This is a genomic window from Pseudomonas bananamidigenes (genome assembly GCF_001679645.1).
GTDB classification, from domain to species: Bacteria; Pseudomonadota; Gammaproteobacteria; order Pseudomonadales; family Pseudomonadaceae; genus Aquipseudomonas; species Aquipseudomonas bananamidigenes.
Genome location: NZ_LRUN01000022.1, coordinates 89,128 through 103,593 on the forward strand (window position 1 = coordinate 89,128; position 14,466 = coordinate 103,593).

The 14,466-nt window shown below is 57.6% G+C and carries 4 protein-coding genes; all 4 read right to left on the reverse strand.

The window, feature by feature from the left end:
• Window positions 1-3: 3 nt before the first annotated feature.
• The 4 genes from BBF94_RS08310 to BBF94_RS08325 all read right to left on the reverse strand — a co-directional run bounded on the left by BBF94_RS08310 (window position 4) and on the right by BBF94_RS08325 (window position 14,358).
• Window positions 4-4,407, reverse strand: a complete 4,404-nt coding sequence (locus BBF94_RS08310; protein ID WP_065258558.1) for a hypothetical protein — start codon at window positions 4,405-4,407, stop codon at window positions 4-6.
• Window positions 4,404-8,525 carry a Tc toxin subunit A-related protein gene (locus tag BBF94_RS08315; protein WP_065258559.1) on the reverse strand — a complete coding sequence of 1,374 codons (4,122 nt, stop codon included), beginning with the start codon at window positions 8,523-8,525 and terminating at the stop codon, window positions 4,404-4,406. The genes BBF94_RS08310 and BBF94_RS08315 overlap by 4 nt, the downstream gene beginning before the upstream one ends.
• A 12-nt stretch (window positions 8,526-8,537) precedes the next feature.
• A complete protein-coding gene (locus tag BBF94_RS08320) occupies window positions 8,538-12,113 on the reverse strand; it encodes a Tc toxin subunit A (RefSeq protein ID WP_065258560.1) in 3,576 nt (1,191 codons plus the stop codon).
• A 133-nt stretch (window positions 12,114-12,246) separates the two neighbouring features.
• Entirely contained in the window at window positions 12,247-14,358 is a 2,112-nt protein-coding gene (locus tag BBF94_RS08325; protein WP_141676562.1) for an Ig-like domain-containing protein, read from the reverse strand.
• Window positions 14,359-14,466: the final 108 nt, after the last annotated feature.

Here is a 14,466-nt window from a genome sequence, read left to right on the forward strand (position 1 = left end):
CGACTATATTAAGCCAAGCCAAAATACAAGATTTCGATCTTTCTGACCGCGAACTTCCAACTCAACTACAGCGTTCAGGCCCAGAGCATTCGTACAATCAAACGTCCATTCCACTCCCTTATCGGCGTCCATCAGTTGATAGTCTATCGTTGGTGGGGTAACCAGCACTCCAATGTCTTGCCCGGGGAAATTACTAATTTCAGACCAAATCAACCGCACTTCTTTTCCGACATAGAACCCATCAAGTGGAAGGAAGCGCACCGTATGTATTTTTCCAATTTTTAAATAAAAGTTTGGCGACACAATCCCATCGATCAACATCGTCAGCGAGTCGCTATGTCGCACCAGCCCCGAAAGTGGCAAATCCGGTAGCTGCGGGCTGGTAAACTTCAGTTTGAAAGGCCCGATAGGTGAATACTCGCCGTCGATTGACACCCACCATCGCATTGGCGATTTATCAACAACTCTTTCCACCCCTAATTCCGGCTCAAACTTCAATCGTTTAAGCTCTGTATCTTGAACGTTTTCCAACGCGATACTGACCCACTTCCGCAACCAGCTATGTTCTTCAAAATGAAGTTCAAGAGGTCCACCCTGCTTATCTTTTGAGAACAACTGGAGCTCTCCATCAACCAGATCAATGGGAGAACGATCCATTGTAAGCTTGAATTCCTGCAACCATGTAATCGAGTCTACTTCCGCTGAAAGTTTCATACTCTTCACCTCCCTCCCAATTAGGCCACCCTCAACAATCGCGTCCAGCCTTCCATCTCGAATCGGAGGAATCCGGAATACCACCCGGCTACAGCCGTCCGCACCGGTTTCGGTTGGTTCAATCTTGATTCCATAGAGTGCCCACTTTACTGAAACATTGCGCAGCGGTTTACCTGATCTGGCCGAAACAACCATGACAGTCGCAATAACTTCCTGCCCAGGAAGACCGCTATTCATATCAACAGTCAGACTTTCAATCCGACGCGGTTCATTCACTGAATAATTCATGTAAACAGAAGCCGAGTCTGCGCCCCCGACGACGACAGCACGAACAGTGCCTGGTCCAGCGTGCTGGGGAATGAAAGATATTGACGTCAAACCATGAAAGTTAGTGGTCGTAAATTTCGGCTGCTGCTCCGGCAACTCCCACATGACCCGCACATTCGCCATCGCCTTGCCGGTCAACGCATTCGTCAATCGAACCTCGCAAACAACAGGTTTACCCCAATCGACAGTCTGAGACACACCTGCACTGGCATTGATACGCGCAGCAATCGCCTGGGTACCCAATGACATGGGTTGGGGAGGAGACAGTTCCAACAAACGGCTGGCGGCCAATCGGACGGACACGCCGCCGTCCTTGATATCGCCGGCATTGAACGAGTATTTCAGCCCCCCGCTCGTCCAGTCCCGGAACTCACCCAACACCTCGTTGAATTCCAGCCCAAGCTCGCTCGGGGCAGGATGATCCAGGCCGACAGCCAGCCGTTGACTGCGCAACGGATTGTCGTCGTCGGCCTGCAGATCAAAGCTGAACGACTCGGCACGTCTGGGGAACAAAGCATGTTGCCCCCAAAGCCCCTCGGATAACTCGGTGACCAACCGCAGCCTATTCCAGGGATCGTACGGCAAGGTATAGAGTTCAAAATGCTGCACGGCCGTTGTCTGATCGTACAGATTGAGAGCGGTCGCGCTTACGGTACTGATACCCGCGCTGTGCGACTGTGCGTCATACAGTGACCAGCCATCCGGATTTGTCGGTACGTTGATCGGATCTGCACTCCCCACTCGCCATTCAATCAGCGAAGACTCGACCGGCCGATCAGCAAATGCCGAGTAGAACCGCGCTTGCACTCGCGCACGCTGTCCCTTGCTCAATACCGGATCAATGGCCGGCCCGCGAGCGGCAACCGACTTGATTTTGTTGTGACCCAACATCAATTGCGTCTGCGCCGTCAGCGCCTCCTCACCCAACATAACGGTCTCGGTCAATGTCATCACTGCATCGTCCGAGCTATTGGAAAAATTCAGTTCCCGGCGTGCGCCCCCCGCCGTCATAAAGACATCGGTTGAAAGCGGGGGATCGATTACCAGACCGGGTGGAATCGGCGCAATCGCGGTCTTGACCGACAAACCGTGCAATGCACTGACCCCGATCGGCATGAGTGTGAGTTTGTGGGTAGCCCAAAGGCAGGGGTAAAGCGTGTTGGTATCCGGTTCCGCCGAAACATGATCAAGCATCATCCGGATCTCGCCGGCCAGATCGCTGCCCAGCAGCCGAAGGGGAATCTCGCGGACTTCCGGCAAGTGGGAACTGCTGAACGCCAGCGTCGAGAATCCACTCTTGTCCGGATCCGAGACGATGTCCCATTCAAGACCGGAGCTGCTCATCTCCCGGGCAACACCGGCCGCCGGACTGAGCTGGAATCCCGGTAACGGTGGCGTATCCCGGTTCCAGTCCAGTGCAATCGACTTGCCGATAAAACTGCTGCCCTCAACGGGATCAATACGCAGCTTGTGGGCTCTGCCTCGTCGGCAGACCACGCCCTGAATCAGCCGGTCGACCGGTTTTCCGTCCAGAGAGACATTGACCTGCCCTTTCCAGGCACTGGTGGGCAAAGCCTTGACCGCGAATGGGTGCTCATCCACTGGCGCGTCTTCGTGGCGCTGCACCCGTGCGACGATAGCGTAATCACCGGCACTGGCCGGCAGGTGATCGACACTCCCCCAGCCATCCACCCCCGTCACCGACCTGACCGGACCGGCCGGTGTATCAAACTCTATTTCCACATTGCTGACCGGTTGTCTGTCGCGTCGTTGCACTTGAACCATGCAGGTGACGACATCGCGTTCATCCACCACCGGTGACTTGTTCGGCCCCCAGGTCTTGCCGATCTCGATCTTGTTGTATGCCAGTGACATGGCATTGCCACGGGATAAATGCTGCAACCTGGAACAACCAAGAATCCAGTCAAACACCCCGTCGCGCTTGTCCTCGAAGTGCGCGTTCCAAAGGACAGAATCGCCAGCGACAGCCACTTGCTCTTCAAAGTCCGGGACAGAAGTCGCTCCCACATCCGCAGGCGAATCCCCGCTCCCCCAATTCAGGGAAAATGTAGCGTCACCCAGCGGGTGCCCCGCCGGAATGTTCAAATCGACAGGAAATGCCTCTCCGCGCTCCGGATAGCGGGTCTTCTCCCCCCAGGCGGCCGGTGTCCCACCATCGAACCGAGCCAGTAAGGTTTTGAACGGATCAATGGCAAACGCCCGAACCTCGAAGGTATGCGTCGCCTCGCCATTGTCGGACAAAGGGCTGACTACCGAGGCGGTCACCCTGCTCACCCCCTCCTCGGTTGGCGTGTATTGATACGTTGCCCGACCCCGGGCATCGGTGGGTGCCCGTTGCAGGATAGTCCCCGCATGCCTCTCCACCCGCCAGACCACCTCACCCACTACCGGAGCGTGGGTATAGAAGGATCGGACCTGAATCTGCAGTTCCACCGATTGGTTGTACTCGATGACCGGGTACGTCTCGGCCTCTTTGAGCGCAAGCAGGTCCAGGCGATGATGCCCCCAGGAAATCAACAATGGATGCGGTGGCGCCGAGTATTTGCTGTAAATCTTCGCGTTCAGTTCATAAGGTTCTTTGCCTGACGGTTCCGGACAATCCAGCAGCCAGTCCAGACCGATGAGCTGAGACTGTCCCAACCCGGGCTCAGCGGTAATGGCCTCCAGCGGGTTATCTTCAAGCCACAGACTGGCCTCAAGGTTGTTCCAGACGCTTTGCGAGTCAACCGCAAAAGAGATTCTGTGACGTTGCTCCCCGCTGGCACCCAGGCAGATCGGCAGGACACTGCCAGAGTCGAAACGTTTGCCATCATTGATGACGGCTTCCAGCGCCAGCGCCGGAAGATTCAGTTTTATCTCAATGCCGGTCAGGCGGATTTCCACCGAGCTGGGCTCGCCCACCTCTCTTTTCGGGCTGCTCAGATTGATCTCCAGCTCATCACCTGCTTGCAGCCCCAGCCTGTCCGGCAAATCCTCCTGCATCTCAAGCAGATCAACCGCAAAAGGATCGGCAAGTTTCGCCTTAGCCGGCAATTCGATTTCGAACTTTTCAACACTTCCCCTTTTGTTGAGCACCACGCGTCCGACCGAATTCGGATAAGTGTTTTCATAGAGAAAACGCAGGCTGTAACGAGCCTGCGCCTGCTGTCCGATCGGCACGACCATCCTTTGCCTGACCGCCGCGAGGTTGGTCAGCGTCATGATCGACACGCGGGTGTCTCCCCATTGGTCAGTCCGGATAACGAAACCTACGGCATTGCTCACCACATCCCAGTAGTCGTAGCCCTCGGTCATGTCACCGTTCTTCACGAAGTTATGTTCCGTGTCGATTTCTCTTTCGCTCATGATTGCGTCCCCTTGGCCCCGGTCTTGCTTTCAGCTTCGTTGACCAGCTCCTGAACCTTTTTGGAAAAGGCCAGATCTCCGAGTTTGGCGGTGTAATAGACCTTGATCACGATATCGGTCAGCGATAGCAACATCGGCTTTTGCTTCACGTGCCAGGGAAATACGATCCGCCAGCGCGAGACCGCGCCGGTGTTTTCGAACGGCAGCGTCAGGCCCTCGTCAGCTCTGAGCGAAACCACACCGGTATCATCCAGCCCGGTGGACAGGGACACCTGCTGCCCGCTGCTGAGGTTGATCAGCACATCGACAGGCGCCACGCCCTCACCGGCGTGCAGATACTCCAAAGACTCGTTCGACGGTTTCATGGCGATATGACTGCCGACCTGTATCAGGTTCGCCACCACGTTTTCGAAAGGGCCCGTGAGCACCGGCAGAGAGACTTCGACGCGAAGAATCTGTCGGCAGTAATGATCGTGGTAGTCGCGATCGAACAGCAGCTGATTCAGCTCGAAATCCAGAGAGCCCGTATCAACCAGGTGCCCCAGTGCCTCGGCCCAGTTTTCATACCCCTTCTGCCGGGTCGCCGGACCGTCGAACAACCGTTGCAGCGAAACGGTCTTGAGGACCTCCTGGCGTCGCTCCCGTCGTTGCAGATATTCCGAGCGCATTCGCAACAGACTGGCCTGCAAGGTGGCACCGGCCGTCAATCCGTGTCGCTGGTCGCGCCAGACATCGGTGTCCAGTTGATAGGCATCGAACTCACAGGTTTCCGCGCGCAAGGTTGTCTGAGCGCTCCGGCACAGTGCAACAGCCGCGTCATACGCCTGAAAGTGCAAGGTTTTCAGTTGCCCCATCAGCCACTGGTAAAGCTCCGGGTTGGTTGCCCGGGTCTGCAGAAACTGGAACAGATCAAGCGCCTTGGCATTGGCCGCGAGGGTATGCTCCAGATTGATTCTTGCCGACGCGATGGCCCGTTCCTGGGCCGCGATCTGGGCACTGATCGCATTCTTCTCGGCAACGGCCTGATTTCGCATCAGTAACCATTCATGCCGACGACGACGGTAGTTTTCGGAGGTGGCTGTCTTGTCGGCATTCGCGCGTTGGACGTCAGCAGCAATCTGAAAGCCAAACCCTACGGCACTCACCAGATGACCCGGCTGATGGCCGCCGTTGGCCAACCCGAAGATATTGGGGAACGCATGGATGACTGCCGCCCCCAGTTGAAAGCCGGTGGCCAGAGCCACAAAGCCTGCAGCCGCCTCGACGTGCTCCATGACTTTGAACTCGTCGGGAGAAATGTGTTTGTCGTATAGATCGGCGTAATGCAGTTCACGCTCTTCGGCCATGGTTCTGCTGTGTTGCAACGCCGTCAGAAGCTCGACCTCGCGGGCGATGGATTCTTCCTGAGCCCGGCGAGCGAAATCGCCCAACTCAGTCAATTGACGTTGCTGCAATACTTCCTGCTGAACCCTGTCCTGCTGTTCAAGCAGGCGCTGCACCTCGTTTCCCAACTCCTGCAATTGCTGCACCATCTGCAATGCCGCATCGAACAGGACAATCCAGCGGTAGGCTGCCACCCGCAGCTGTCCGCCCATCGGTCGTACCGGGCCGGCGTTACCGGCCGCCAGACGGTTCAGCAAGTCCCGTGGATCCATGGCCGAAAAGAGCGGGATGGACGCCACCTTGCCATCGATGGTCCGGCCATGCCGAATGTTGTCGATCCGCTGGTTCGGCAGGTCAAAGAACGTCAGCAATCTCGGGCTCACCGGTATCTTGAATGAAGATGTGCCGTAGACACCCAAATGCTGAGTGCGCGCAGCCCTGACCGGTAGATGTTCTTCTTGCAACTGCAATGTCTTTTCAAATTCTGCGAGGGCCGGTCGGGTCTGCATCTCCTTCACCAGATCACCCAGTTCCCTGGCCACCCAGCGATGGACGCTGCGTGTATGCGGTCTCGCGCCCATCAGCGATCTGGCGCGGACATATTGCAGCTTGGCGGCCGTCAGACTGTCCCGCGTCATCTGGCGATACAGCCAGTCGCCCCAGGCGATGAGGTTGTTCACATAGTCGAGGAAAATCACCATCTGGTAATGCCGGGGTGATGAATAGGCAATGGCATCCGGATCACCCGGTGCAAAGACTTCGTAGGCGATGTCAGGCTTTTTCACGTCCAGAGGCCGGCAATGCCAGTATTGCGGTCTTGCCGGAGTCTCACCCTGCGCGTCTTTCGCAGGCGCCTGGGGCTCGAATATGAAGTGCAGCCAGCGCTGCGCCTGATCAAAACGGTTTTCATCCCGCAGCCGGGCGGCAATCAGGTGCGGCAGGTGAAAGAACAGCTCCCAGAAAAAAAGACCGTTGGCACCATCGAACGGACCGTTCGGCTCAGCCGGTCCATCGGGCATAGGCGGTTCCTTTGGAAACTGCGTCGCCCAGTCCAGCAACGCCCCGATCGATACACTGGAGCGCAACACCAGTTCGTGCCCGATCAAGGTATTGAGCCGGACGTATTTCAGCTTTAAAACGTTTGCCTGTTGATTGAAGGCCAGAAACTGGGCGCCCTGCGCATCGGTGTCATGAATGGACGGCAACGGCCCGGGCGCACCGAGCGTGGCGGGGACCGTCAGGACGAGGGTTCGCTCACCGTAACCGGCTCCAGTGCCGGTTCCCGTCAATTTCACGGTGATCGTGCTGCTGTTGAATGCCGATCGCTTTACTTCCTGCCATTTCGTTGCCCACCCCCCGGAGGTCGAGAAACTGGCCTTGTCCGGCGCAGGATCCCCACTCGCACCAGATTGAATGGCCAATGTGAACTCTACGTTTTTGCCACTGCCACGCGAGACACGAGCACAATGTCCCTGAACCCAAAGCGAGTAATCCGAGGCGTTACGCACTATATATGCCTTGATCCCCAGGTGCTCCGCCAACGTGTCGGGCTGCGTGCCTGGCTGCGTTACCCGGCTATCGACCGCCGGAAACAACTGCGGCTGCATCTTTTGCTGAAGCGTACGGCGATCGACAAACAAGTGATTGGCCAGGTAATCCATGACTGCCGTTTCGTCCTTCACCTTGCGAAACAGCGAGTCACGGGTTTCATAAATCGCCACAGACAACGTCGATGACGTACCGACTTTGGGCTGGGCATTGGTCACATGCACCGCCAGCCGGCCCTTGGGATACGCGGTATCGATCTCGTCGCGCAAGATCACCGCGACCAGCCGGCATCCCTTCGAAACGTCTTTGTCCGTCTGCAGCAGATGCAAACGAACAGGTGGCGACCAGCTGTCGTCCAGGGCGATGAACGCCACCATGACTTCCAGCTCATGGAGGGTTTGCAGTTCACCCGTGTTATCGAAAACACCCGGGCGCCACTGGACCCAGACCATGCAGGGCCGGCCCTCCCAATAGACCATCCGGCAATCCAGCACCGTGTCATCGGTCGGGATGTCCGCAGGTTTCCATTCTCGCCATGCCGTCGGATTGACCGCTGGCGAATTGAGCGCAAGCTCGATGTGTGCTTCTCGCCAGAACCACTCATAAGGTGCAACGCGCTGTCTGCCTACCAGGTAATAACGGGTTTTCAGTGGGTTCGCACCGTCCAGATAACCGCTCAGGACATTCAGATTGCAGGTTTCCTCAAAGCTGCGCAGGTAACGCTGTGCGCCCTTGAGTACCGAATCGTCGGTGATCGAAGTCTGGTTCACATGACTCTCGAGCGCTTTGAACAACCCGGTTTTGCGGATGCGTACATAGGGTGTGATGTAGTCCTCCGGGGTGCACAGCAGCAGCATGTTTGCAGACCACGGCCCATAACTGCCGGCAATGTCCCACTCCTCCAGCAGGTCGGGGTCGAATTCCCGCCCGTCGTATCCGGGTTCGAGCTTCTGAAACACCGCATGAATGTAGGCCTGCAAACAGCTCACGGCCTCTGCCACCCATGAGGTTTCAATCTCATCGCTGTCCAGCGGATCGGAGCGCAACCACTCCCAGAGGTCGTCCGCCGATTGGGTGTTCATCGGAAAGAGAAGGCCAGCCTTTTGATGCTTGGCGTGAAGGCAGAAATCGATCAGCGCATTACGACGCAGGGCCGAGAGTTCACCTGACTGCTTATTGTTGTGCATCACCGTCTCCCCTCACTGTTTGCGTTGTTTGCGAGTTGCCGGCACTTGCAAATGCGCTGAAACGGCCGCGACAAATTCCACTTTGCGCAGATCAACGCCGGTCGTGTTTTCAGCTTTCGCGTTGACCTTCACGGTGACCGGTACGTCACTGGTGAAGGTCACTTCGGTGCGCCCCAGGCGATCAGTGACGGTTTTGATCTCACCCTGAGGCAAGGGATTGAGCGTCCAGGTCACCGAAGTGTCTGCAATGGGATTGTCCCAGTCGTCCTGGACGAAGGCACGATAGGTCACCAGCGTTCCGACCGGTACGGTGCTGTCTGGCAGTGGGAAAGGGTTGTCGGTCGTCGTGTAGAGAGTGGTCATATCCGGACCGATTTCGATCCCCGGCGCGGCTGTCTCTTCACCCAGATCGAGCCAGAACACAGGCGTGACACTGCCCATCCGACCGTCCGGGAAAAACTTGACCGTCGCCGTGCCATCGATACCGGTGGTGATCATTGAATGCTCGAACCGGCCCAGCGTCGTGGCGCAGTAAACATTGACATTCCGTCGCGCCTCACCTTTGCGGTTCTCTACTTTCACGGTGAACTCGGCGGACTCACCCGGCTTGTTGGCGATCAACCTGACAGGATCCGGATCCGTGGACCAACGCACCACCACGTCCAGCCCCACAGCCATGACATCGTCCGTATAGGTCGGCTCGGCCGTGGTCGCCAGGCTGGCTCTGACGAGGTCTGCGACGTGGTCATAATCTGCGTAGGGGCTTTCGGGCAACAGACTTCCGATCCTGAGAAGCGTCCCGGCACTCTGTCCGGTTTTTTGGGCAAGCAAGCGCAGGCGCGTCAGCACATCAAGATGCTGCAACGTCACGATCAACTTTTTCGAGGGGTTCACGTGAGCGGCGCAGGCGCGTACTTCATCCACGCTCCAGTTAAACAGTTCCGCAAGCCACTTCGCGGCCCGTTCCTGAACCAGCTCAAGTCCGTGGTTGCTCAGATTGGTGGGGAGCACACTCATGCGGTGCAGATAATCGACCAGCCTTTTTTCAGGCTGATCGCTCATGTTCAGGGCACGTTTGTAGACCGTGAGTTCATACAACGTCGACAGAGCGAACACGTTGTCCTCCGGCAATCGGGTGGAAATGAAATGGGTCAGGAACTCACTACTGAGTTCCAGCATCGCGACCACGGCACTGCGTCTCGAGAACTCGGCCAGCACCTGTAGAACAGGATCGCTCGGCAAGTCCGCCCGTGGCGCAACGGTGCTGCCTTCATTGGCGACTTCCGGCAAACCGAGCACTTGAGCCAATACGAAATGCACACTCCCGCCAGACCAGCCAAGCACCTGCAGCACGCGATCAGGCTTCAGACCGCTATACGCCGCCAGCCCCTCCTGCACCACACTGCTCTGACTGGCGCGGCAACGCAGCACGACTGCCAGAATCAAGCCGACCAGCCCTGCATCGACGCTGCCCGTCTCCAACAGCACAGCCCGCTCGATCATTTCCCGGGCATAGGCTTCAAAGGTCTGATCCGCTGACTCGACAAAATCACGAATCAGCCCTCGCTCATCGACCAACGCCGCCAGTGCCCGCAACCAACGCCGATCATTCGACAAGGGCGCGATACCGGCCATTCGCAGTGCATCTTCCGTCACCTGAGCCGGCGTGACCTGCCGGCGCCACTGGTCGAACAGCGTCAGCTGACTTTCATCGGGCTGAGCCGGCGGCCAGACCGTTGCCTGTCTTACCACCCAATGCACCGGCAGTTGTGCAGCCCGAGCCCATTGCACGCAATCCATCAAGGCATGCATCACACTCAGTACATCCGGGTTATCAGGTGTTTTCTTGTCGTTGATCTGTGGCACGCCGGCCAACGCGTTCACCCATGCCTGACCGCCCATCATGTTCAGCAACAGGACCGCCTCGATCGGCGTAATCCCCAGCAACCGCGGCAGCCTGACCATGCGATAAAAACCGGACACCACCGGCAAGCTGCACTTGAGCTGAGGCAGTTCGTGAGCGGCGGCAATCAGGTTGGCCAGGTAAAAATAGGTTTCCAGATCAATGCCCAGGCCTGCGCACAATTGCCTGACCGTGAGCAGATCGGCAGCGTTCTCCGGAATCACCGGGAAGGATCGGTCATCAAGTAACAATGGACGGGAACCGGCGCCACCACTGTTGAAGATTCGATCGAACTGAGCTCGCTCCGTGCCGCGCCCGAAAACGGAAAGCGGTCCGATGAAAGCGGCGAAGTCTTCTGCAGTGCATCCAAAGACCTCTCGCAGTTCCTGAAACAGGCCAAGCGCTCGCTGGGTATTGGATGTCATCCAGTAACGAGAAGGTGTCGGCGCGGGCACTTCGGCGAGCATTGCTGCAACGATCAGTCGATCGGTTTCGTGACTGGCCAATCGCAGCCAGTCTGTCAGTCGCACTATACGATTGGCACGGTCGACCCGGTCGGGCTCCATATTTTCGAAACGGTTGAGCAGTTCCACACCGGTATTAACGATGGTAATGGGCGGGGCCTTGGCCTCATTGATAAAGACAGACCCATGGTCTTTGCCCGTTACCGGACCCGCTGCGAAACCCGGTGCGTTTTCGGACAGGAAAGGAGTAGAAGCCTCAATCGAAAGCAACGCCTCGAGTGCCGGTGTGTCCAGTTTTGTTCTCTCATTGAAAACGGACACGAGCCTCAGATTACCGATTGAAATCTCCTTGAGGCCGAAGTATTTCGCGTAGAACTCGCCCGCATTGTCTGGAAAATGCCTCGCCTCGGACAGGATTGCCCGCTGTGAAGGACTCAACCGTGAGGCTTGAATCAGGGCTTTGTCGGACTGGTTGCTCCACGGTTCTGAACGAAGACAGTACGGATACTGCAAATCGCACAGTCGCACCACGCTGCCCACCGATTCGCCATGCCCCTTCAGCACATGATCGAGCGTGACCCAGGGCCAGTGGAAAGGCAGCTCGCGGGGGAATGCCTTCTGGTTCAGCTCCATGTCGAGATTCTCGATAGCCCCCAGTGTGGCCGTGATGTAGCGCTCCATGATGCGGCTGATCACCTCCACTGACGACACCACGCCCTGAACGGCATTGACATCGACCAACAGCTTTTCGAGATCCGTACGCCGTCCCACCAGTGGCAGGCCTTTGCCATCGCTCACGCCCAGCCGATGCATGGCCCAATGCATCAGGGCCGTCAGATAGGCTGCGGGCGAATGAATGGCTTCAATTGCACCCGGCGGACACAACGCATCGAAATTCGGCTTGAACAGCAAGGCGTAGGTAGGGCCGTTATCGAGTCCTGCACGCGCCACAGTCGTGGCGCCTTTGGCGGTCAGTTGGTGCTCTATGAACTGCCGTAAAACCAGGGTAGACAGCACATTGAGACGCTGCTGAAACTCGCTGGCCTGATGCCGGTCCAGGCCATAGTCGTGCATCAACCCGTCAACGCCTTTGTTTGCCAGCGCGACGACCGATCCCCCCGACTTGAAAAAACGTGTGAGTGCCGTCGTGGACGAACGCTTGGGTTTACCGACCGCCTCGGTGAACATCTTCTGAGCGATCTGAGCGGGAGAGCGGGTCATGTTGATGCTCCTGGTTCCGACACGGTTTTCAGCAGGTGTCGCGAGTTGCGTGTTGGACATGCTGTGGATTTGGCGTCATCCAGCCAACGACGTCTACTGTCAGAAATGACAGTGGACGTCGCCATTGGTCGGATTAGCTCGAGCGTGGCTCGTCGGCCGGCAGGACTTCGAACCGTTTGCTGTCAGCCGCCATGGAATGTTTTCCGCCCACGACTTGCACGGCACGGGCCCATTGCGGACCGGCAGGCAGATTTCGTTCGGCTACACCGGCCCAACGTCCGCCGCTGGTCACAAGACCTTCGGCAAGTTTCTCGCCGGGGTCGTACCAGGCGCGCACATCAACCTTCGAATTCGCCAGAGCACTGCCTGCAAAATCTGGTTTTGTTCCCTCCCAGTTGCCCTCCGGCGGTTCGCCAAACGTGGGAGGGGGCTCAAGCCGTTGCACGGCTCGGGGTTGCGACCAACCCGAATGGAACTCACCGTTGCGCTGCTCGGTGATGAATGACGGGTCGGTGCCAGACGCAGGCAGTTCGACAGGGCAAAACCACGTCCCGTCTTCCTGGACCCTGGCCTGTCCCAGTTCCGTGCCGCCTGACAGGGCAACCACGACGGTATCTTCCGGGTATCCGAACCCGCAGATCACCGCAGTCTGTCCAACGGCCTCACCCATACCCGGCGTTTCGATAAGCGCCTTGTCGGGAACGATCGTGAGCAGTATCTCCTGGGCAGGCGGCGACACCTGATCCTTGAAGTACTGCCTGGCTTTCAGCACGCAGGGCCCCAATGGCAGGGTGAAATATTCCTTGAAATAACCATCGCCAAAATGCGGATAAATGCGATGGGCGACGTTATCGAGGTACAAATCGACTTCCGTACGGTCGAACCCTTTTCCCGCTCTGGCGTAGCCTTCTACCGTGAAGGTCCGGGGGACCGAAGTTCTGGTTATTGGAAAGTCGATCCTTGGCGCGAACAACACCACTTTGAAATCGACCGAAGTGCTGGGTTGCGATTGCAGGTCACCCAGTTTTTGCACAGCGAAAACGGTATGGGTCAGGTAATCGAGTTCCGTAAGCTGCACCGACCAGGCATCGCCTTTGGCGAGCGTCTCACCCAATGGCTTGGGGGTCACGTAATCGAACACGCTGATCGTGAAACCTTCGATCCCGCCGGTGCCGTGCAATACCGGCAAATGATCCGTTTGCCCACCGGGTGGCGGAGTGATCACCAGCACGCTTACCGCTATCTCGAAGGGCAACGACACCGGGTTGGAGGTTTGCCCGCCGAATGTCTGTGTGACCGTGACCGTGTAATTGCCGGGGCGGAACGCCGTGGGGCGCTGGAAATCCCACTCCCCGTTCTTGTCGGTATCCGTAACCGGGTGGGGCGTAGGGCTGTCACTGAACGTGATCGTCACCACCGCGCCCGGCCAGCATTGGCCATTCACCTTTGCAAACAGGCCGTTCGGGGTCACTTTTTCGATCACCGCAAGGGGGATGGGGATGACCACGGAAACAGGCGGTTGAACCCGTTCTGATTGCAACGTCTCTCTGAATTTTTGGATGGCGGTTATCGAATACGTACCTGGAGCCCAGCGTTCGGCTGCCGTGCTGTGCCAGGTCGTATCTGCGCCAACGTCGGCGATTGGCACGTTCGTGGTGCCCCCGTCGTTCAGCAAGACCTCTACTTCGGATGCGGGTTGACCGGACCAGTTCCTGCCAGTGCCGGAGAACGTGGGAATGCCCTCCGGGCTGACGCGGACACTCAATGTCGGAGGAGGAACAGGCACCACGACCGTCGTGCCGTCCGCTATCCAGTCCGAATAGATCGGCTGCCCTGCACCGTCGGGCACACTTTGTCGGCCACCGATAAGCGAAGTACCCGGCAACCAATCCACAAACAGCTCGGTCCAGGGAGATGTCGTCACGGGAAACGAGCGGAAAGGCGTCATGTTGCCTACGACGTGGAGATCGAACGTCGCGCCGACATGTCCGACACCTCCGAGGGTCACATTGCCTTGGGCATCGACCTGTGCCGTCAGTTTGGTCGGTTGTGGAGGTTTTAATTTGAAGGCGCGATAAACGCTTCGATCGGAAGGAACTCCGTTACGCGTCTGCTGTGCCACCAAACGGACTTCTCCTGGCGGGATACTACTGTCAGGAAGAACAACCGGCACACTCCATGCGTCACCTGTTACAGACTGAAGGCTACCCACTGCCAGACTGTCGAGATCACGAAGGATCGTCATCCCTGCTCCCGCCTCGCCCCCGGTTCCGCTGACGTTAAAGGAACGATTCACTTCTGAGTTAGCGGCGGGTTGAGTGATGGTGGGGGTTTTGGGTTTGAGCCGAACGTC